Here is an 18,868-nt window from a genome sequence, read left to right as displayed (position 1 = left end):
GCTTCGTCGATGAGCCCCACGATGGGGATCTCCGAAGAGAGGATCAATGATGATTTCCGAGACCACATCGCCGGCACCCGCCCTTCACCACGTTTGCATCGTCGTCGCCGACCTCGACGTCGCTCGCGAGTTCTACGTCACCGTGATGGGCGCCGTCGAAGACGTCCGCCCGCGGGATTTCGTCTTCAAGGGGGCGTACTTCCTCATTGGCACCGCGGAAGTGCACGTCGTGCAGGAAGGACGCCCGGGCCACCTCGCCAGCCACACGCCGAACTGGAGCACCGACGAACTCAGCACCGGCCTCGTCACCCATTACGCGCTCATGGTGGAGGACGTCAGTGTCTACATCGACCGGCTCCGCGAGCGGGGCATCGAGCGGGTCGGGGGCTACCGCGTGCGCGATGACTACGTTGAGCAGGTGTACATCGCCGATCCCGACGGCAATGTGATCGAGCTCATGCAGCGCCACAGCGAGCACCATGGTCGACTGCGTCGTCAGGCGATCTGGGATGACGGCACCGCTGTGCCGGTCGCTCCAGGATTCGACCTGATCGACCCTCGTCAGCGCTACGGCTCATTCTGAGGACGGTCTCGCGAGACCATCTTCGGCCGTCCGCGCCGTGAGAACTCGCCGATTCGCAGCCCGCAGCCTCACGACTCACGCGCAGAACGCTATGAGCCGCACCTCGCGCCGGTTCCCGCTTCTCTGACCGGCGTCAGCTGCGTCGGCCCCGAAGTGCCGGCCGTGCCGGGCTCTTCTGAGGGAGATACATGCAACCGGTGCGTCGACTTGGCGCCGGTGCTTTCGGCGCCCGCCGTTGTCGCAGAGGTGGGCTCGCGACAACGGCGGGGTCATTCGGCGGGCAGGAAGCACCACCCGTGCGATCGGGCGCCCGCCGATCGCGGCCGCGAGCAGCATCCCGGCAAGCAGGTTCTGGTGCCGGGCCGTCTGAGAACGCATCCGTCTCGGCCCCGAAACGAGGTGCCGCCGAGTCTCGGCGTCGCCCCCGTCGCCGGGCGTCAGCTCCTCCGCCGCCGCGGCGTCAACCGCACGGCGGGCAGGGGCGGCGCGGGGATGCGCTCGGGCCCGTGATCGACCACGACGCCGAACCGGTCGGAATGCGCCTCCCAGGCCTCGCGCGCCTCGACGATCTCGTCGTGGGAGCGCCCGACGAAGTTCCACCACATCACGATGTCGGCCTCGAACGGCTCCCCGCCCAGCAGGAACACCCGGGCACCTTCCTCGCTGCGCAACTCCAACCGGTCGCGACCCTTGCCGAGGTAGACGAGGCGGGTGTGATCGACGGATGCCGTGGTGCCCTGCTCCGCCGAGACGGACGGGCGGCGCGCGGCGTCGGCGTCGACGGCATCCATTCCCGTCACGGCCTCAGCGGCGCCGGTCATGCCGTAGACGGCGTACTCCCAGTCCGGTCGCAGCGGGACGCGCACGTCGACCCCGGCCGGGAGGCGCAACTCGGCGCCGACGATCGGGGTGTGCACCGTGGCGGGGGACTCGACCGCGCCCAGCGACCCCATGACGACGACCGCGTCGGCCCCCTCACCCAGCTCGAGCACCGGGAGGTCCTCGTGCCGTTCGAAGTCGGGACCGCCGTGGCGGCGCGTCTCGGGGAGGGCGACCCACAGCTGCAACGCGTCGAGGGGGATCGGCTGCTCGCCGACCGAGTACTCGGAGTGGGAGATCCCGGCCCCGCTCGTCATCAGGTTCAGGGCACCGGGGCGCACCACGACGTCGCTGCCCACGGCATCCCGGTGCCGCACCTCGCCGATGATCGGCCAGGTCACGGTCTGCAGACCGATGTGCGGGTGCGGCTCGACGCGCATGAGGGTGTCCTGCGGCCCGAACCGGTCGAGAAAGCACCACGCGCCCACCATCGGCAGCGCGCGGTGGGGGAGGGTGCGGTGCACCTCCATGCCGCGCACGCCGCCGAGCGGCACCTCCCGAGCCTCGACCACGAGGGCACGCGGTCCGTCGCAGGCGACCGGCCCCTCGGATGCCGGGGGTGCGACGTCGAGCCGGGTCACGACGGTTCGCCTGGTGCCGCCGAGTCTGCGGCATCCGACTCTTCCGGCCACTCGATCTCGAGGCCGGGCACCTCGTGCTCGCGCAGGTAGTGGGCCACGAAGGGGCAGGAGGGGATGACGCTGTCCCCGCGCTGCGCGAGATCCGACAGCGCCTCGCTTGCGAGCGCCTTGCCCAATCCGCGGCCCTTGAAGGCCGGGTCGAGCTCGGTGTGGGGGAGGTCCACGCGGCCCTCGCCCGCGGGGCGGAACTCCATGAAACCGCCGAGGTCGCCGTCGACGTGGATCTCGTAGCGGCGCGCCTCGTCGTTGCGGGTCACGGTCAGTTCGTCAGCCATAGGGTCTCCTGTCTTTCGTCTCCGTAAGGAACGTATGCGTTGGCATGGATGTTCCGCACCCCCTCGACACCACGGCATCCGGTCCCTTCGACACGCTCAGGGACCGGACGGGGGAGGTGGCTGAGCCCGTCGAAGCCCCCGGGCGTCGCGCGGCTCGGGTCCCTTCGACAAGCTGAGGGTCCGGGGCGGGAGGTGGCTGAGCCTGTCGAAGCCCCCGGGCGTCTTGCGGGTGGGTCCCTTCGACAGGCTCAGGGACCTTCAACAGGCTCACGGACCTTCGACGGGTGCAGGGACCTTCGACAGGTTCGGGGACTTTCGACAGGTGCCGGGCCGGGGGCGATCCTGCGACCGGCGGACACCGCTCGTCGCACCGAACCCGCCGTTCACCGCACGATCGACGGATGCCGCTGACACGGGGTCGAAGCGACGCATATCGTCGGCGAGTCCGCAGTGCCGCGAGCAGGAGATCCCATGAGCGCTTCCGTCGACGACGACGTCGTCACCGACCCGACCCTTCCCCCCGTCGCGGTGGAGCCCGACAAGCTCCGCAGCAGATGGACCCCCGCGAAGATCGCCCTCTGGATCGGGATCGCCCTGCTGGGTGGTCTCGGCTGGACGATGCTCGCAATCGTCCGCGGCGAGACGGTGAACGCGATCTGGTTCGTGTTCGCCGCCGTCTGCACCTACCTCATCGGGTATCGCTTCTACTCGAAGGTCATCGAGCGCTACATCACGCGCCCCGATGACCGCCGCGCCACCCCCGCCGAGCGCAAGCAGGACGGCAAGGACTACGTCCCCACCGACCGCCGCGTGCTCTACGGCCACCACTTCGCCGCCATCGCCGGCGCAGGCCCCCTCGTCGGCCCGGTGCTCGCTGCGCAGATGGGCTACCTGCCGGGCACGATCTGGATCATCGTCGGCGTCATCCTCGCCGGCGCGGTGCAGGACTACCTCGTGCTGTTCTTCTCGATGCGCCGCGGCGGCCGCACGATCGGGCAGATGGCGCGCGACGAGCTCGGCAAGATCGGCGGCACGGCCGCGATCATCGCGAGCCTGCTCATCATGCTGATCATCGTCGCGATCCTCGCCCTGGTGGTCGTGAACGCCCTGGGCGAGAGCCCGTGGGGTGTCTTCAGCGTCTCGATGACCATCCCGATCGCCCTGTTCATGGGCCTGTACCTGCGCTACATCCGCCCGGGCCGCATCACCGAGATCTCGATCATCGGCTTCGTGCTGCTGATCGGCGCGATCGTCGCCGGGGGCTGGGTCGCCTCCACCGAGTGGGGCTACGCGGCATTCCACCTCGACCGCACCGTCATCGCGTGGGGCATCATCATCTACGGCTTCGTCGCCGCGGTCCTCCCCGTCTGGCTGCTCCTCGCGCCCCGCGACTACCTCTCCACCTTCATGAAGGTCGGCGTCATCGTCATGCTCGCCGGTGCCATCGTGCTCGTGCGCCCCGAGATCTCGGTGCCCGCGTTCAGCGAGTTCGCCGGCGGGCAGACGGGTCCGGTGTTCAGCGGCCCGATCTTCCCGTTCCTCTTCGTCACGATCGCCTGCGGTGCGCTGAGCGGGTTCCACGCGCTGATCGCCTCGGGCACCACCCCCAAGCTGGTCGAGAAGGAGCGCCAGACGCGCTTCATCGGCTACGGCGGCATGCTCATGGAGTCGTTCGTCGCGATCATGGCGCTGGTCGCGGCCCTCTCGATCGACCGCGGCATCTACTTCGCGATGAACTCCTCGCCCGCGGCGACGCTCGGCACCGTCGAGGGGGCGGTCGCATTCGTCAACGGTCTTGGCCTCGCCGGCGTGAACCTCACGCCCGAGATGCTCACGTCCACCGCCGCGGCGGTCGGCGAGAGCTCGATCGTCTCGCGCACCGGCGGCGCCCCGACCCTCGCGCTCGGTCTCGCGCACATCATGCAGCAGGCCCTCGGCGGTCAGGCGATGATGGCGTTCTGGTACCACTTCGCGATCATGTTCGAGGCCCTGTTCATCCTCACGGCGGTGGATGCCGGAACCCGCGTGGCCCGCTTCATGCTCCAGGACTCCATCGGCACCGTCATCCCGAAGTTCAAGGACCTCTCGTGGCGGCCCGGTGCGTGGATCTGCACCGCGATCATGGTCGCCGGCTGGGGATCGATCCTCATCCTCGGTGTGACCGACCCGCTCGGCGGCATCAACACCTTCTTCCCGCTCTTCGGCATCGCCAACCAGCTGCTCGCTGCGATCGCGCTCGCCGTGGTGCTCGCGATCGTCGCCAAGCGCGGCCGGTCGTACTTCCGGTGGCTCTGGATCATCGCGCTGCCGCTGGCGTTCGCCGCGGTCGTGACGATCACGGCATCCATGTACAAGATCTTCTCGCCGGTCCCGGCGGTCGGATACTGGGCCAACCACTTCGCCTTCCGCGGAGCGCTGGCCGAGGGCAAGACCGAGTTCGGCACGGCGAAGAGCGTCGCCGCGATGGAAGCCGTCGTCCGCAACACCTTCGTGCAGGGCGTGCTGTCGGTCATCTTCGTGACGTTGGCCATCATCGTGATCGTCATGGCCGTGATCGTGACGGTCAAGGCGCTGCGCGCCGGCGGCGGCGAGAACCTCGAGGACGCTCCGGTGCCCTCGCGCCGCTTCGCCGCCGCGGGTTTCCTCGCCACGAAGGAGGAGCGCGAGATCGAGAAGCAGTGGGAGGCCCTCCCGGCCGACCACCCGGCTCGGCCGACCGCCTCCTCGCACCACTGATCGAGTGACGATGACCGACATGGATGCCACGACCCCCGGCCCCCTGCACCGCTTCGGCGCGCAGGTGGTGCGGGCGGGGCGTGGCATCCGGTGGTACGTGACGACGCTCATGGGCGACCGGGCGTACGACGTCTACGTGGCGCACCTCAAGGCCCAGCACCCCGAGGCGACACCGCTCACGGAGCGGCAGTTCTGGCGGCAGCGCACGGCCGAGCAAGACGCCAACCCGGGTGCGCGCTGCTGCTGAGTAGGCTGCGACAATGCTCGACGCTCCGTTGCTCGCCGGTGCCGCGGGCGTGGTCGTCGGTGCCGTGCTGACGCTCGTGCTCGTCTACGCGCGTCGCTTCGCCCTCGCACCCCGGGATCTCGGGAGCGATGCCGAGCGGGCGACGCACCGCACCCTGCACGTCGCGGCGGCCGCCGCGGCGGCGCTGCGGGGCGGACGCGACGAACCGGATGCCGCCCGTGCGGCGAAGCACCTGCGCGTGCTGCTCGGCGCCGACGCGGTGGCCATCGTGGAGTCGGCGGCCGACCGGGTCGCGGTCGACGGGCCCGAAGCGCTCGCGGGTGCGGCCCGTCGCGTCGCGGCGCGGGTCTACGAGTCGGGGCGCCAGCAGGTGTTCACGGAGGCCGGCGAGGCGGCCGTGGGTGCGCCGATCGTCGTGGACGGGCGGGTATGGGGTGCGGTGGTCGCCTTCGCGGGCGACGTGCGCGCTCCGCTCGTGCGCGCGACCGGGGATGTCGCCGACTGGTGCGCGGCCCAGATCGAGCTCGCGGGGCTCGACGCCTCGCGCGCCGCCCTCGCCGAGGCGGAGCTCAGGGCCCTGCGCGCGCAGATCAGCCCGCACTTCATCTACAACGCGCTCACCGCGATCGCGTCCTTCATCTCGACCGATCCGCCCCGTGCGCGCGACCTCGTGCTCGAGTTCGCCGACTTCACGCGGTACTCCTTCCGCCGGCAGGGCGAGTTCACGACCCTGTCGGAGGAGCTCCGCAGCATTCACTCCTATCTGGAGCTGGAGCGTGCGCGGTTCGGCGACCGCCTCACCGTGCGCCTGCGCATCGCCCCCGAGACGCTGGCGACCGTCATCCCGTTCCTGTCGGTGCAGCCGCTCGTCGAGAACGCCGTGCGTCATGGCCTCGAGCAACGCGAGGGCGGCGGAGTGCTCACCGTGACGTCCATCGACGACGGCACGCACACCGAGGTGATCGTCGACGACGACGGCGTGGGGATGGATCCCGGCGAGCTCGCTGCGCTCCTCGACCTCGACGGGCCCTCGACGCACGTCGGTCTGCGCAACGTCGACGCGCGCTTGCGGCAGCTCTACGGGCCGGGCGGCGGGCTCGTCGTCGAGACCAACGTCGGCTCGGGGACATCGGTGCGGCTGCGCGTGCCCAAGTCGCAGCCCCAGCACGAGACGGCACGGGCATGAGCGTCGAGGTTCTCGTCGCCGACGACGAGGAACCGGCACTGCGCGAGCTCGTCGCGCTGCTGTCCGCCGACCCGCGCGTCGACGTCGTCCACGCCGCGGGCGGAGGTGCCGAGGCGCTTCGGGTGCTCGAGCGCGGAGAGGTCGCGGTGGCGTTCCTGGATGTGCACATGCCCGGGATGACGGGCTTCGACCTGGCTCGCGCGCTCGCAGGGCTCCGCACGCGGCCCGCGGTGGTGTTCGTCACGGCGGACGACTCGGGAGCCGTGCGGGCCTTCGACCTCGAGGCCGTGGACTACGTGCTGAAGCCCGTGCGGGCGGAAAGGCTGTACCGGGCCCTCGGGCGGGCGCTCGCGTCCGGGGCGGGCGCCGAGCCCGTCGACGACGAGACCATCCCGGTGACGGTCGGGTCGGCGACCCGCCTGGTGCGCCGCGCCGAGGTGCGGTGGGTGCAGGCGAACGGCGACTACTCGCGGCTGTACACCGCGGCATCCGATCACCTCGTCCGCATCCCGCTGTCGGACCTCGCCGAGAGATGGGCGGATGCCGGCTTCGTCCGCGTGCACCGCTCATATCTCGTGCACCGCGACGCGGTGACCGAGGTGCGGTTGGCGGGGTCGGCGCCCACGGTGGTTCTCGCCGAGATCGAGCTCCCGGTGAGCCGGCGCCTCCTGCCCGCCGTCCGCGACGCGCTGCTGCGCTGACGCGCTCCTGCGCCGCCGCGCCCCGCCCGGCGCCGCCCTCTCTGTTGACTTGCGGGAAATGCTCGCTGGATGAGCGCGTTCGCGTACATTTGGCGCAAGTCATCGGCATCCATCGGGTCGTTGCGCTCGTCGACGTGAGCGGTCCCGGACGACACGACGGGATACCTCGATCGACGAGCCGCCCCGGGGGCCTGCCGCGCCCGCGCCCCTCGGCTGTTGCGATGCCGTGCTGCCGGCGCCGCGCTCTCTGTTGACTTGCGCGAAATGCTCGCCGGATCAGCGCGTCGGCGTACATACGGCGCGAGTCATCGGCATCCATCGGGTCGTCGCGCTCGTCGACGTGAGCGATCCCGGACGACACGACGGGATGCCAGGACCGACGAGCCGCGCCCCGAGGGCCTGCCGCGCCCCCGCGCCCCCCGTGCCCCTCAGCTGTCGCGATGCCGCGCTGCCGGCGCCGCCCTCTGTGTTGACTTGCGGGAAATGCTCGCCGCATGAGCGCGTTCGCGTACATTTGGCGCAAGTCATCGGCATCCATCGGGTCGTCGCACGCATCGACGCGAGCGGTTCCGGATGCCACGATGGGATGCCATGACCGACGAGCCGCGTCCCCTGCCGCGCGTGCGGGTCACGGCATCCACCGCGGGTCGGGTGTCGCGCCCGGCGACCCGTGGCTTCGCTCTGCCGGGTCACCTGGCAGACGAGGCCGACGAGGTGTTCTCGCGCGGGCTGGTCCGCGCGCAGCTGCGTCTCGCGCTCGGGTGCGTCGCCGCGTTCCTGGTCGTGGCGGCGGCGCTGGCCGGGGTCATCGCCGCGCTGCCGTCGTTGGGTGATCCTCCGCTGTTCTCGGTGCCGTTGTCGTGGCTGCTGCACGCGTACGGTTTTTATCCCGTCATCCTCGTCTTCGCGCTCATCTACGCGCGCGCCGCCGCGCGCAACGAGCGACGCTACCGGCAGCTGGCCGCGCCCGACGAGGAGCCGGTGTGAACCCCGTGCTCGACCTCGCCGCGGTCGGGCTGCTGGTGGTGACGACCGCGGTGCTCGGCTTCGCCGGCATCCGTTCCTCCCGCACCCGCAGCGACTTCTTCGTCGCCTCGCGCAGTGTCGGAAGCATCTGGAATGCTTCGGCCATCAGTGGCGAGTACCTGTCGGCCGGCACGTTCCTGGGCCTCGCGGGCCTGGTGCTGCTGTCGGGGGCGGAGGGATTCTGGTTCCCGATCGGGTACGCGGCCGGATACCTGCTCGTGCTGCTCTTCGTCGCCGCCCCTCTGCGTCGGAGCGGCGCCTATACGATTCCCGATTTCGTCGAAGCGCGGCTGGAGTCCCGCGCGGTTCGCCGCGTGACGAGCATCGTGGTGCTCGTGATCGGCTGGCTCTACATCGTGCCGCAGCTGCACGGGGCATCGCTGGCTCTCGGCGTCGTCGCGGACGTGCCGCCATGGATGGGCGGGGTGCTCGTGGCCGTGCTGGTCGCCGGCATCGTCGCGGCCGGCGGGATGCGAGCGATCACCGCCGTCCAGGCCTTCCAGTACTGGCTGAAGCTCACGGCCCTGCTCGTGCCCGCGGTGTTCCTGCTCATCGCGCTCTCGGATCGCGGCACCGACATCGACCCGGCGCGGGTCTTCCCCGTCGAAAGCGGACCCGGCGCCATCGACGGCTACGCGACGGTCTCGCTGCTGCTCGCCCTGCTCCTGGGCACCATCGGTCTGCCTCATGTGCTCGTGCGTTTCTATACGAGCCCCAACGGTGCCTCGGCGCGACGCACGACCGTGGTCGTCATTGTGCTCATCGGCGCGTTCTACATGGTGTCCTCGACCATGGCGTTGATCGCGCGGGTTGTCGCGCCGGATCTCGCTCAGCCCGGAGTCGCCGACACAGTCGTGCTCGCGCTTCCGTCACGGGTGTTCCCGGGAGTCATGGGCGAACTGCTGACCTCGCTGCTCGTGGCTGGGGCGTTCGCCGCGTTCCTGGCGACCTCGTCGGGGCTCGTCGTTTCTCTCGCCGGGGTGGTGAGTCAGGACGTGTTCGGCGGTGGCGTGCGCTCGTTCCGCCTCTCGGCCGTGCTGTGCACGGTGGTGCCGCTGGTCGTGGCGCTGCTGACCGAGCCCGCGGGCCTCGTCGCGAGCGTCGGCGTGGTGTTCGTCTTCGCCGCGTCGACGCTGTCGCCGGTGTTGCTGCTGGGCGTGTGGTGGCCGCGCCTGACCGCCCGGGGAGCCGTGGCGGGCATGGTGGTCGGAGCCGTGTCGTGCGGTGCGGCACTGCTGGTCGGTGGGACCCTGCGCGGAGCCGGCGACTGGGCCGTGCTGTTCACGCAGCCGGCGGCCTGGACCATTCCGCTCACCACGGTCGTGATCGTGGTGGTCTCCCTGCTCGACCGCGGCGGGGCGCCCGTGCGGGTCGAGCGGTACCTCGCGCGGCTGCACACGCCCGACGTGTGAGGGCGGATCGAGCGCTGATACCGCCCCGCTTCGCGCGGCACTCGTCGCCCTCCCGCGGAGGAGCGCCGTGCCTCACGCTGTAGCGCTGCGCGCGGCACGTACGAACGGCCGCGCGCAGCCACGGCGCGGCCGCGCGAGCCCGCGCCGCCGCTGCGCGTCTGCGCCGCCGCGCATAAACATGATCGGTGCGCAGAAACGCGCTGTCGGTGTGTTTATGCGCAGGAATCGTGTTTATGCCGCGGTCGCCCCCCTCGCCAGCCGAAACGCCCCGCCCGCCCCGCCCGCGCCGCCGCCTACGCCTCGGCGCCGCCCGGCTCAGGCCCCCTTCGCCAGGCTCAGGCGCCCTTCGCCCGCTCCCGCAGCGGGTCCAGCACTGCCTCCGCGGCCCACGCCGCGGCATCCGCGATGTCGCGCCCTCGCATGCCGAGCTCGTGCCGCATCGTGACCCACGTGGTCGAGGAGTCGAGGTGGCTCAACGCCGTGACGATCGCGAGGCGTTCGTCGTCGTCGAGGTCGGTGACCTCGCGGTCGAGGAGGCGCTCGAACTCCGCGCGGTGCGGGGCGGGGTCGGCGCCGTTGACGCCGCGCATCGCGGTCTCGGCCACGACGTGCGCCAGCTCGGGGCGGCGCTCGTAGGCCGCCATCGTCTCGCGGATCGCGAGGGGCACGTCGAAGATCGACTCCGACGCCGCCCGCGAGAAGATCGTGGCCTCGATCCACGCGGCGGTCGCGAGCAGCAGGTCGGCGCGGGCGGGGAAGTAGCGGAAGACCGTGCGTTCTCCGACGCCGGCGCGCGAGGCGATGATGCGGAACGACACGTCATCCGTGCCGACCTCTTCGATGAGCTCGGCGTAGGCGACGAGGATCGCGGTCTCGGTGCCGGGGGTGCTGTCCTGCGTCTTGCGCGCGGCCATCACGCCGCCCGCGCGGCCCCGGTGGCGGCGGGCAGCACGCGGTCGACGGCGCTGTCGAACAGGCGCGCGGTGGTCTCGGCATCCGCGTCGAACGAGGTGCGCAGTCGCGCCCAATACATTGCCGAGGCGAACGAGCGCAGGGTCGCGGCCGCGCGGAGGGCGTCGCGACGGTTCAGGTGGGGCGCCGTCTCGGCCAGCATCGCGACGATGGCCTCGGTGAGGACGGATGCCGAACGCTGGCCCGTGGGCGACAGGGCGGCGCCGCGTGCCGCCACGAACGCGAGGGCGGGCTGGGCGTCGTAAGCGCGGAAGCGCGCGTGGACCGCGGCGCGGAACTCCGCGAGGGTGTGGAACGCGGCCAGCGGCAGGTGCTCATCCTCGACCCAGACGGCGAGCGCCTCGAGCAGGTGCGAGCGGGTGGGGAACCGGCGGTAGACCGTGCGCTCCGACACGTCGGCGAGGTCGGCGATGTCGGCGTACGAGATGTCCTCGAACGTACGCTCCCGCAGCAGCACGGCGGCGCCGGCGAGCAGGGACGGGGTCGATCCCAGCGCTTCGTCGTTCATCTCGCCTCCTGACGGTCGTCGCGGGCGGTGTCGAACGGCTCGGGGGGAAGCACGTAGCGATCCGTCTCGTCGAGCGTCAACGCCAGCGACGAGACGTATTGCACCTCGCCCCCGGGGCCGGTTTCCGCCGACACCAGCATATCCGGCCGTTCGAACACGTAGCCCGTCACGTGGCAACGAAGGCGCTCACCCGAGGGGTTCCCGTCCTCGTCGAGGAGGGGGAGCGGGATGCCGTCGGAGCGGCGGCGCAGGTAGTACCGGCCCCGCGTGACCACCGCCGCCGTCGGCGTGACGACGGCGGCCACGCCGATCGCGACGAGCACCGACAGGGGCTGCATCCCGGGGCCGAACACGCCGGCGAAGCACAGCAGGGAGGCGACCGATGCCAGGCCGACCGAGACCGGCCCGACGGGGTTCCAGTCGTGGAGCATGCCGCGGCGGAACTCGGGGAAGCGGGGAGACAGGCGCAGCACGTGCTTGTTGACGACGATGTCGACCGAGATGGTCACCAGCCACGCCATCACGACGTTGGCGTACAGGCTCAGCACGAACGAGATGAGGCTGAAGACGTCCATCAGCATGAGCGACAGCGCGATGACGAGGTTGAACACCACGAAGACGGTGCGGCCCGGGTAGCGCTTGGTCGTCCGCGTGAACACGTTGGACCACGCCAGCGACCCCGAGTACGCGTTGGTGACGTTGATCTTCACCTGCGCGATGACGATGAGCACGAGCACCAGCACGAGGGCCACCCATTCGGGCAGCAGCGACTCGTAGAGCCCCAAAAACTGCTTGACCGGCTCGACGGCGTCGTCGTCGATCGACGGGTCGATCTTCGTCACCAGGTAGACCGCCAGGAAGATGCCGATGATCTGCTTCGTCCCGCTGAAGATGACCCAGCCCGGTCCGCTGAAGACGAACGCCGTCCACCACGAGCGCCGATTGGCGCCGGTCAGCGGCGGCATGACCCGGATGTAGTCGATCTGCTCGGCCAGCTGCGGGGTCAGGGCGAAGCAGACCGCGGCGCTGGACGCGACGGCTCCGAGCGAGACCGTGCCGTCGGACTCCCCGGCGAACGACCAGAAGCCCGCCACGGTGCTCGGCTGCGAGATGAGCACCCACGCCAGGGGCACGAGCGCGAGGACGAGCCAGAGCGGCGTCGTCCAGAAATGCAGCCGCTCCAGCGCCCGCATTCCGAAGATGACGATCGGCACGACGACGATGGTCGAGATCGCGTATCCGATGGGCAGGGGCACGCCGGCGGCGACCTCGAGGCCCTGCGCCATGATCGCGCCTTCGAGCGCGAAGAAGATGCAGGTGAACCCGGCGAAGATGATCGTGGTGATGATCGACCCGTAGTAACCGAAGCCGGATCCGCGGGCGATGAGGTCGAGATCGATGTTGTACCGGGCGCCGTAGAAGGCGACCGGGAATCCCACGGCGAAGATGATGACGGATGCCACGAGCACACCGAGAGCCGCGTTCTGGGCGCCGTGCTCGAGACCGATGCTCGCTCCGATCGAGAAGTCGGCCAGGAAGGCGATGGAACCGAGCGCCGTCGCCCCGACCGACACCGCGCTCCACCGGCGGAACGAGCGAGGGACATACCGGAAGGCGTAGTCCTCGAGACTGTCCTCCGCGGCGGCGCGCGCGTCACCGCGGAGGCGTCTGCCTCCCGCCGCCCGTTCGCGCACGCTCACCTCGCTCGTTCCCTGCGGAGAAATCCTCGCCGCCCCGCGTTTCCCGCGCGTTGCCGTGGCAAGACGAAACGCGTTCAGATCGCCATGGCTTCGCGGACCGCCCCCACGGCATCCGCTCCGCCCTCGCCGCTCACGGTGACCCGGCCGGACTTCACGACGTAGAAGCGGTCGGTCGAGCGCAGCGCGAACCCGACGTGCTGCTCGACGAGCAGCACCGACAGGTCGCCGCGGCGGGTGAGGTCGATGATGACGCGTTCGATGTCGGCGACGACGTTGGGCTGGATGCCCTCGGTCGGCTCGTCGAGCACGAGCAGGCGCGGCTTGGTCAACAGCGTCCGCGCGATCGCCAGCTGCTGTCGCTGCCCGCCCGACAGCAGACCCGCGCGGCGGGTGGAGAGCTCTTCGAGCACGGGGAACAGGCTCAGCACCTCGTCGAGGTCGGACTGCTTCTTCATGGTCAGCTGGAGGTTCTCGCGCGTGGTGAGCTGCGGGAAGCACTGCTGCCCCTGCGGCACGTATCCCAGGCCCCGCTCGACGCGCTTGGAGGGCGGCATCCGGGTGACGTCTTCGCCGTCGAGCAGCACGCGGCCGCGCATGACGGGCAGCAGGCCCGTGGCCACCCGCAGGAGCGTCGTCTTGCCGGCGCCGTTGTGGCCCATGACCGACACCGCCCCGCCGGTGGGCACCGCGATCGAGACGTCGTGCAGCACCTCGGTGCGGCCGTAGCCGGCGGTGACGCCGATGATCTCCAGCATCAGTGGTTCCCCTCGCTCTCGACCGCCGCGTCGGCGGCGGATCCCAGGTAGACCGTCTGCACCCGCGGGTCGGCCTGCACCTGTTCCACGGTGCCCTCGGTGAGCAGGGCGCCGGCGTGCAGCACGCTCACCCAATCGGCGTAGGCGCGGACGAAGTCCATGTCGTGCTCGATGACCACGACGGTGCGGTCGGCGCCGATGCGCCGCAGCAGCTCGCCGGTCTCGTCGCGCTCGTCGCCGTTCATGCCGGCGACGGGTTCGTCGAGGAACATCACGCGCGCGTCCTGCACGAGCAGCATCCCGATCTCGAGCCATTGCTTCTGCCCGTGGGCCAGGATGCCGGCGGGGCGGTCGCGCAGATCCTGCAGGCCGATGGTCTCCAGCGCCCGCTCGACGTACTCGGGCACCGACTTCCGGGCGAACGCCAGCTGCCACGCCTTACGGTGAAGCCCCCCGGCGATGTCGAGGTTCTGCAGCACCGACAGCTCGTCGAACACCGTGGCCGTCTGGAAGGTGCGGCCGACGCCCGCGCGGACGATGCGGTTCGTCTTCATCGCCACGAGGTCGCGGCCCTCGAACATCGCCGTGCCGGTGGCCGGAACAAGGCCGGTCAGGGCGTCGACGAGTGTGGTCTTGCCCGCGCCGTTGGGACCGATGAGGAAGCGCACCTCGCCGGGACGCAGGGTCAGGTCGACGTGATCGACGGCGACGAAGCCGTCGAAAGTCACGGTGAGGTCCGAAACCTCCACCGACGCCGGTCGCAATTCGCGGCTCATGCCAACTCCTTCTCGGGGACCGACGCCTGCTCGCGCGAAGCGGGAGCCCCGCGCCGACCTCTGAGAGATGCCATGCCGGTGCTGATCAGCGACGCGAGCCCGCCCGGCAGGAACAGCGTCACGAGGATGAAGACGAGACCCAGCAGGTACACCCAGCCCTCGGGCCATCCGGACGCGAGGCTCGACTGCCCCCAGCCGATCGCCATCGCACCCAGGACGGGGCCGAACAGCGAGGCGCGGCCACCGAGCGCGACACCGGCGATCATGAGGATGGATGCCGAGGCGCCGATCTCCTGCGGCGTGATGATGCCCACGATGGGGACGAACATCGCGCCTCCGATGCTGGCCATCACCGCGGCGATCACGAAGGCGACGAGCTTGATGTTGGCCGGGTCGTACCCGAGGAAGCGCACGCGCTCCTCGGCATCCCGGGTCGCCAGCAGCACTTCGCCGAAGCGGCTGCGTCGCAGCTGCCACGACACGAGCATGCACACGATGAGCAGGCTCGCGGCGATGAGGAAGAGCATGAGCTTGTTGGCGTCGTCGTCAAGGACGTATCCGAAGAAGGACGTGAAGCCGCTCAGACCCGTGTCGCCCCCGGTCTCGCGGATCGTCGAGCTGATGAACACGGCGAGCGCGACGGCCAGCGCCTGCGTCAGGATCGCGAGGTAGGCGCCCTTGACCCCCCGCTTGAACAGCGCGAAGCCCAGGATGCCGGCCACCACCACCGGGAGCAGCACGATCGCGATGAGGGTGAAGGCGTCGCTGCGGAACGGCTCCCAGAAGGCCGGGATGGATGCCAGGGGGTCGTACAGGATCATGAAGGTCGGGGTGGCGTCGGGCCCGGCGGTCTCGAGCGTGAGGTGCATCGCCATGGCGTAGGCGCCGAGGCCGAAGAAGACGCCCTGGCCCATGACGAGCATGCCGCCGCGGCCCCAGACCAGACCGATGCCGACGGCGACGATCGCCCAGGCGCAGTACTTGCCGAGGTTGTTGATCCAGTGCGGCGACAGCACCAGCGGCGCGACGGCGAGCAGCAGCACCGCGAACACGGCGATGCCGATCAGCGAGCCCCACGGGGCGAGTCTCTTCACGACGCTCATGCGAGCCCCCTGGTGCGGACGGAGAACAGCCCCTGCGGGCGGATCTGGAGGAAGACGACGACCAGCGCGAAGGCGATGACCTGTGCGAGGCTGCCGGTGGTCCAGTCGGCGAACAGCGACATCGCCACCCCGACGGCCCACGCCGCGATCACCGTTCCGGCGATCTGGCCGATGCCCCCGGCGACGACAACGAGGAACGCCGGGATGATGTACTGCGCGCCCATCTGCGAGTTGGTTCCGCCGATGAGGGATGCCGCGACGCCTGCGACCCCGGCGAGACCCGAACCGATGAAGAAGGTCAGGCGGTCCACCGAGCGGGTGCGCACGCCGACGGTCTCGGCGAGGTCGCGGTTCTGCACGGTGGCGCGGATCCGGCGCCCGAACGAGCTGTACTTCAGCCACGCGGCGAGGGCGGCGACGCAGATGGCGGCGAGGACGATGGTGAAGACCTGACGCAGCGGCCAGGCGTAGCCGAAGACCTCGATCTGACCCTGCAGCCACTCGGGGTTCTCCACGGGAACGCCCTGGGCGGGGAAGATCTGCAGCGCGATCTGCTGGAGCACGAGCGAGACACCGACCGTGACGAGCAGGGTGTCGAGGGGGCGCCGGTACATCCAGCGGATGATCGACGCTTCCAGCAGCAGGCCCAACAGGCCCGCGATCAGGAAGGCGACGGGGAGAGCGAGAGGGATCGAGATGTTGCTGTCGGGGACGACGAGTTGGGTGAGGTAGGCCACGAAGGCGCCGGCCATGATGAATTCGCCGTGCGCCATGTTGATCACCCCCATCTGCCCGAAGGTGAGCGTGAGGCCGAGGGCCGCCAGCAGCAGCAGGGCGCCCAGCGCCGTGCCGTTGAGCAGGGGTGGGATGAGAGCTTCCATGCGGTGCCTCCCTTCTTTCGGAGTGCGGGGGCGTCGCCCGGGGCGACGCGAGAGGGAGGGCTCCGGGTCGTCGCCGACCCGGAGCCCGGGTGAGGAGGGGTCAGCCCGCGGCCTTCACGAGCGCATCGCGCACGTCGGCCGGGAACCAGTCATAGCCCTCGAGGTACGGGTCGGGCTCGATGAAGCCGTCGGACGCCCAGACGATGTCGAACTGGTTCTGGTCGTTGATGCGGCCGATGTGACCGGGCTTGGAGATGTGGTGGTTGTCACCGTCGAGCGTCACGACGCCCTCGGGAGCGTCCACCGTGATGCCGCCGGCCTTGGCCGCCGCGTTGATGGCATTCACGTCGAAGGAGCCGGCCTTCTCCGCGAGCGCCTTGTAGAGGTACATCGAGATGTATGCGGCCTCCATGGGGTCGCTGGTCACGCCGCTGCTGCCCGGGTAGGCCTTCCAGTCCTCGATGAACTTCGGGTTGTTGGGGGTGTCGAGCGACTGGAAGTAGTTCCACGAGGCGTAGTTGCCGGTCACGGAGTGGCCCATCGCGGGCGCTTCCTCTTCGGCGATGGAGACCGAGATGATCGGCGTCGTCTCGGGCGTGAGACCGGCGTCGTAGTAGGCCTTCACGAAGCCGACGTTGGAGGAGCCGTTGATGGTGTTGAAGACGTAGTCGGGCTTGGCGGCGACGATCTTGGCGACCTGCGTGGTCCAGTCGTCCTTGTCGAGGGGGACGTACTCCTCGCCGACGATCTCGATGCCGAGCTCGGCCGCGTACAGCTTGATGATCGCGTTCGCGGTGCGCGGGAAGACGTAGTCCGATCCCGCGAGGAACAGCCTCTTCACGCCCTGGGAGGCCAGGAAGTCCATGGCCGGGATGATCTGCTGGTTCGTGGTGGCGCCGGTGTAGTAGATGTTCGGCGACGACTCGAGGCCCTCGTACTGCACGGGGTAGAAGAAGAGGCCGTTGTTCTTCTCGACGACGGGCTTGACGGCCTTGCGCGACGACGAGGTCCAGCCGCCGAAGATGGCCGCGACGCAGTCCTGCGTGAGCAGCTTCTCGGTCTTCTCCGCGAAGGTCGGCCAGTCGGTCGCGCCGTCTTCCTGCACGTACTCGATCTGCTTGCCGAGGATGCCGCCGTCGGCGTTGATCTCGTCGGCGGCCATGTGCAGCACGTTCGAGACCGTCTTCTCCGAGATGGCCATGCCGCCGGTGAGGGAGTTGAGGAAGCCGAGCTTGATGGTGTCGCCGGAGGTGTCGACGCAGCTGGCGCCGGCCTCGGCCGAGGCTCCCGCGGTGGCGTCCCCGGCCTTGGCGCCGCAGCCCGACAGCACGAGGGCGGCTGTCGTGGTGAGGGCTCCGAGGGTCAGCAGCGCCCGGAGGCGCGGTCGTCGGATCGTGGTCATGCTGTGCTCCGTTTCGGTGTGAGGGAGGTGCAGGTGGTGCGCGATCCCGCCGGAATCTCGAGGCGACGTCCGGGGGGCGGTGACGCGGCAGGGGCCGCCCTCGGTGGTGCGATCGTTCCTCGCTCGGATGCCGGTGGCGGCAGAACTCCGCCGCCGGCTTCGGGTGGTCTCACAGTGGGCCCGCGGCATTACCCTGCCATTTCTCGATCGTGTCGAGTTTGTAAAACCTTCCCGGCTCGAACCGTTAAAACCCGCGTCTTTTCGCGGAAAAACCGGTCATCACGGTGCTCCACCCCGGACGCGACGGCGGCCGCAGTGACAGACTCATGACACCTCCTGGACGCCGCCGGACCTCCACCCGATGTCAGCGGCATGCCAGGGACGACACCGGACGGGCGCCATCGGACGATCGCGCTCGAGAGAGGACGCACGAGGCGCATGCATCTGTCGCCCGCAGACACCGAGAAGCTGCTGCTCGCCGTGGCCGGCATGGTCGCGCGCGACCGCCGGGAACGCGGCATCCGGTTGAACCATCCCGAAGCCGTCGCCCTGCTGTCGACCTGGGTCATCGAGCGTGCCCGCGAGGGTGCCGAGGTCGCCCAGCTCATGACCGAGGGCCGGACGGTGCTCGGCCGCGCCGACGTCATGGACGGCGTCGCCGACATGCTCACCGACGTGCAGGTCGAGGCGACCTTCCCCGACGGGCGCAAGCTCGTCACCCTCCACCACCCGATCGACTGAGGAGTCGTCATGGCCGCAGGTACGTCTGATGGGCCCGGCGCGATCCGCGTGCGCCCCGGGTCGATCGAGCTGAACGCCGACCGCGGGCCCGACGAGCGCCGCGAGTTCGTCATCGTCAACACGGGCGACCGTCCCGTGCAGATCGGCTCCCACATCCACCTCGCGCAGGTCAACACGGCGCTCGCATTCGACCGGGCGGATGCCGAGGGCTTCCGCCTCGACATCCCCTCGGGCACGTCGGAGCGGTTCGAGCCGGGTGTGTCCAAGCGGGTCGCGGCCGTGGCGCTGCGCGGCGCACGCCGGGTTCCCGGCATCCAGATCGATACCGAGGGGACGCGCTGATC

Annotated in this window: 19 protein-coding genes; 9 read left to right on the top strand and 10 right to left on the bottom strand. The window is 70.1% G+C overall.

Going from position 1 to position 18,868, the window contains the following annotated elements; all coding sequences use genetic code 11:
* Positions 1-49: 49 nt before the first annotated feature.
* Entirely contained in the window at positions 50-583 is a 534-nt protein-coding gene (locus QE392_RS01505) for a VOC family protein (protein ID WP_307446848.1), read from the top strand.
* Positions 584-1,020: 437 nt separating this feature from the next.
* Here the strand turns inward: QE392_RS01505 and QE392_RS01500 are convergent, their stop codons facing one another.
* Complete coding sequence (locus tag QE392_RS01500) at positions 1,021-2,043, bottom strand: pirin family protein (RefSeq protein WP_307446845.1); 1,023 nt, start codon at positions 2,041-2,043, stop codon at positions 1,021-1,023.
* Positions 2,040-2,378: a GNAT family N-acetyltransferase gene (locus tag QE392_RS01495; RefSeq protein WP_307446842.1), complete on the bottom strand. Its 339-nt coding sequence runs from the start codon at positions 2,376-2,378 to the stop codon at positions 2,040-2,042. The genes QE392_RS01500 and QE392_RS01495 overlap by 4 nt, the downstream gene beginning before the upstream one ends.
* Positions 2,379-2,849: 471 nt before the next feature.
* On the opposite strand from QE392_RS01495, the gene QE392_RS01490 reads away from it, so the two are divergent.
* From QE392_RS01490 to QE392_RS01465, 6 genes are all read left to right on the top strand, one after another.
* Entirely contained in the window at positions 2,850-5,114 is a 2,265-nt protein-coding gene (locus QE392_RS01490) for a carbon starvation CstA family protein (RefSeq protein ID WP_307446839.1), read from the top strand.
* 10 nt (positions 5,115-5,124) lie between these two features.
* The gene (locus QE392_RS01485; RefSeq protein ID WP_307453990.1) at positions 5,125-5,361 is read left to right on the top strand and encodes a YbdD/YjiX family protein; all 237 of its coding nucleotides are present in this window, start codon (positions 5,125-5,127) and stop codon (positions 5,359-5,361) included.
* Between the two features lie 13 nt (positions 5,362-5,374).
* The gene (locus tag QE392_RS01480) at positions 5,375-6,547 is read left to right on the top strand and encodes a sensor histidine kinase (RefSeq protein ID WP_307446836.1); all 1,173 of its coding nucleotides are present in this window, start codon (positions 5,375-5,377) and stop codon (positions 6,545-6,547) included.
* Positions 6,544-7,248: a LytR/AlgR family response regulator transcription factor gene (locus tag QE392_RS01475; RefSeq protein WP_307446833.1), complete on the top strand. Its 705-nt coding sequence runs from the start codon at positions 6,544-6,546 to the stop codon at positions 7,246-7,248. Before QE392_RS01480 ends, QE392_RS01475 begins: the two co-directional genes overlap by 4 nt.
* A 591-nt stretch (positions 7,249-7,839) precedes the next feature.
* Complete coding sequence (locus tag QE392_RS01470) at positions 7,840-8,235, top strand: heavy metal transporter (protein ID WP_307446831.1); 396 nt, start codon at positions 7,840-7,842, stop codon at positions 8,233-8,235.
* The gene (locus tag QE392_RS01465) at positions 8,232-9,686 is read left to right on the top strand and encodes a sodium/solute symporter (protein WP_307446827.1); all 1,455 of its coding nucleotides are present in this window, start codon (positions 8,232-8,234) and stop codon (positions 9,684-9,686) included. The genes QE392_RS01470 and QE392_RS01465 overlap by 4 nt, the downstream gene beginning before the upstream one ends.
* 335 nt (positions 9,687-10,021) lie before the next feature.
* Here QE392_RS01465 and QE392_RS01460 read toward each other — a convergent pair whose 3' ends face one another.
* From QE392_RS01460 to urtA, 8 genes are all read right to left on the bottom strand, one after another.
* Entirely contained in the window at positions 10,022-10,600 is a 579-nt protein-coding gene (locus QE392_RS01460; RefSeq protein ID WP_307446824.1) for a TetR/AcrR family transcriptional regulator, read from the bottom strand.
* The gene (locus QE392_RS01455; RefSeq protein ID WP_307446820.1) at positions 10,600-11,166 is read right to left on the bottom strand and encodes a TetR/AcrR family transcriptional regulator; all 567 of its coding nucleotides are present in this window, start codon (positions 11,164-11,166) and stop codon (positions 10,600-10,602) included. Before QE392_RS01455 ends, QE392_RS01460 begins: the two co-directional genes overlap by 1 nt.
* The gene (locus QE392_RS01450) at positions 11,163-12,866 is read right to left on the bottom strand and encodes a purine-cytosine permease family protein (protein ID WP_307446817.1); all 1,704 of its coding nucleotides are present in this window, start codon (positions 12,864-12,866) and stop codon (positions 11,163-11,165) included. Before QE392_RS01450 ends, QE392_RS01455 begins: the two co-directional genes overlap by 4 nt.
* 74 nt (positions 12,867-12,940) lie before the next feature.
* Positions 12,941-13,621, bottom strand: a complete 681-nt coding sequence (urtE, locus tag QE392_RS01445) for an urea ABC transporter ATP-binding subunit UrtE (RefSeq protein ID WP_307446814.1) — start codon at positions 13,619-13,621, stop codon at positions 12,941-12,943.
* A complete protein-coding gene (gene urtD / locus QE392_RS01440) occupies positions 13,621-14,397 on the bottom strand; it encodes an urea ABC transporter ATP-binding protein UrtD (RefSeq protein WP_307446811.1) in 777 nt (258 codons plus the stop codon). Before urtD ends, urtE begins: the two co-directional genes overlap by 1 nt.
* Positions 14,394-15,500: an urea ABC transporter permease subunit UrtC gene (gene urtC / locus QE392_RS01435; RefSeq protein WP_307446808.1), complete on the bottom strand. Its 1,107-nt coding sequence runs from the start codon at positions 15,498-15,500 to the stop codon at positions 14,394-14,396. Before urtC ends, urtD begins: the two co-directional genes overlap by 4 nt.
* The gene (urtB, locus tag QE392_RS01430; RefSeq protein WP_307446805.1) at positions 15,497-16,381 is read right to left on the bottom strand and encodes an urea ABC transporter permease subunit UrtB; all 885 of its coding nucleotides are present in this window, start codon (positions 16,379-16,381) and stop codon (positions 15,497-15,499) included. The genes urtC and urtB overlap by 4 nt, the downstream gene beginning before the upstream one ends.
* A 100-nt stretch (positions 16,382-16,481) precedes the next feature.
* Positions 16,482-17,783, bottom strand: a complete 1,302-nt coding sequence (gene urtA / locus QE392_RS01425) for an urea ABC transporter substrate-binding protein (RefSeq protein ID WP_307446802.1) — start codon at positions 17,781-17,783, stop codon at positions 16,482-16,484.
* A gap of 438 nt (positions 17,784-18,221) precedes the next feature.
* Here urtA and QE392_RS01420 point away from each other — a divergent pair, with 438 nt between their 5' ends.
* Both QE392_RS01420 and ureB read left to right on the top strand, forming a co-directional pair.
* Positions 18,222-18,524: an urease subunit gamma gene (locus QE392_RS01420; RefSeq protein ID WP_307446799.1), complete on the top strand. Its 303-nt coding sequence runs from the start codon at positions 18,222-18,224 to the stop codon at positions 18,522-18,524.
* 9 nt (positions 18,525-18,533) lie between these two features.
* Positions 18,534-18,866 carry an urease subunit beta gene (gene ureB, locus QE392_RS01415; RefSeq protein ID WP_307446797.1) on the top strand — a complete coding sequence of 111 codons (333 nt, stop codon included), beginning with the start codon at positions 18,534-18,536 and terminating at the stop codon, positions 18,864-18,866.
* The last annotated feature ends 2 nt before the right edge of the window (positions 18,867-18,868 follow it).

It is taken from the genome of Microbacterium proteolyticum (genome assembly GCF_030818075.1).
Classification (GTDB): Bacteria; Actinomycetota; Actinomycetes; order Actinomycetales; family Microbacteriaceae; genus Microbacterium; species Microbacterium proteolyticum_A.
The sequence above is the reverse complement of the archived record's forward strand: the minus strand, read 5'-3'. Positions and strand labels throughout refer to the sequence as shown.

Coding starts and splice junctions, on each gene's coding strand:
- QE392_RS01505 (WP_307446848.1), top strand. CDS start 50: ATGATTTCCGAGACCACATCGCCGGCACCCGCCCTTCACCACGTTTGC.
- QE392_RS01495 (WP_307446842.1), bottom strand. CDS start 2,378: ATGGCTGACGAACTGACCGTGACCCGCAACGACGAGGCGCGCCGCTAC.
- QE392_RS01490 (WP_307446839.1), top strand. CDS start 2,850: ATGAGCGCTTCCGTCGACGACGACGTCGTCACCGACCCGACCCTTCCC.
- QE392_RS01485 (WP_307453990.1), top strand. CDS start 5,125: ATGACCGACATGGATGCCACGACCCCCGGCCCCCTGCACCGCTTCGGC.
- QE392_RS01480 (WP_307446836.1), top strand. CDS start 5,375: ATGCTCGACGCTCCGTTGCTCGCCGGTGCCGCGGGCGTGGTCGTCGGT.
- QE392_RS01475 (WP_307446833.1), top strand. CDS start 6,544: ATGAGCGTCGAGGTTCTCGTCGCCGACGACGAGGAACCGGCACTGCGC.
- QE392_RS01470 (WP_307446831.1), top strand. CDS start 7,840: ATGACCGACGAGCCGCGTCCCCTGCCGCGCGTGCGGGTCACGGCATCC.
- QE392_RS01460 (WP_307446824.1), bottom strand. CDS start 10,600: ATGGCCGCGCGCAAGACGCAGGACAGCACCCCCGGCACCGAGACCGCG.
- QE392_RS01455 (WP_307446820.1), bottom strand. CDS start 11,166: ATGAACGACGAAGCGCTGGGATCGACCCCGTCCCTGCTCGCCGGCGCC.
- urtE (WP_307446814.1), bottom strand. CDS start 13,621: ATGCTGGAGATCATCGGCGTCACCGCCGGCTACGGCCGCACCGAGGTG.
- urtD (WP_307446811.1), bottom strand. CDS start 14,397: ATGAGCCGCGAATTGCGACCGGCGTCGGTGGAGGTTTCGGACCTCACC.
- urtC (WP_307446808.1), bottom strand. CDS start 15,500: ATGAGCGTCGTGAAGAGACTCGCCCCGTGGGGCTCGCTGATCGGCATC.
- urtB (WP_307446805.1), bottom strand. CDS start 16,381: ATGGAAGCTCTCATCCCACCCCTGCTCAACGGCACGGCGCTGGGCGCC.
- urtA (WP_307446802.1), bottom strand. CDS start 17,783: ATGACCACGATCCGACGACCGCGCCTCCGGGCGCTGCTGACCCTCGGA.
- QE392_RS01420 (WP_307446799.1), top strand. CDS start 18,222: ATGCATCTGTCGCCCGCAGACACCGAGAAGCTGCTGCTCGCCGTGGCC.
- ureB (WP_307446797.1), top strand. CDS start 18,534: ATGGCCGCAGGTACGTCTGATGGGCCCGGCGCGATCCGCGTGCGCCCC.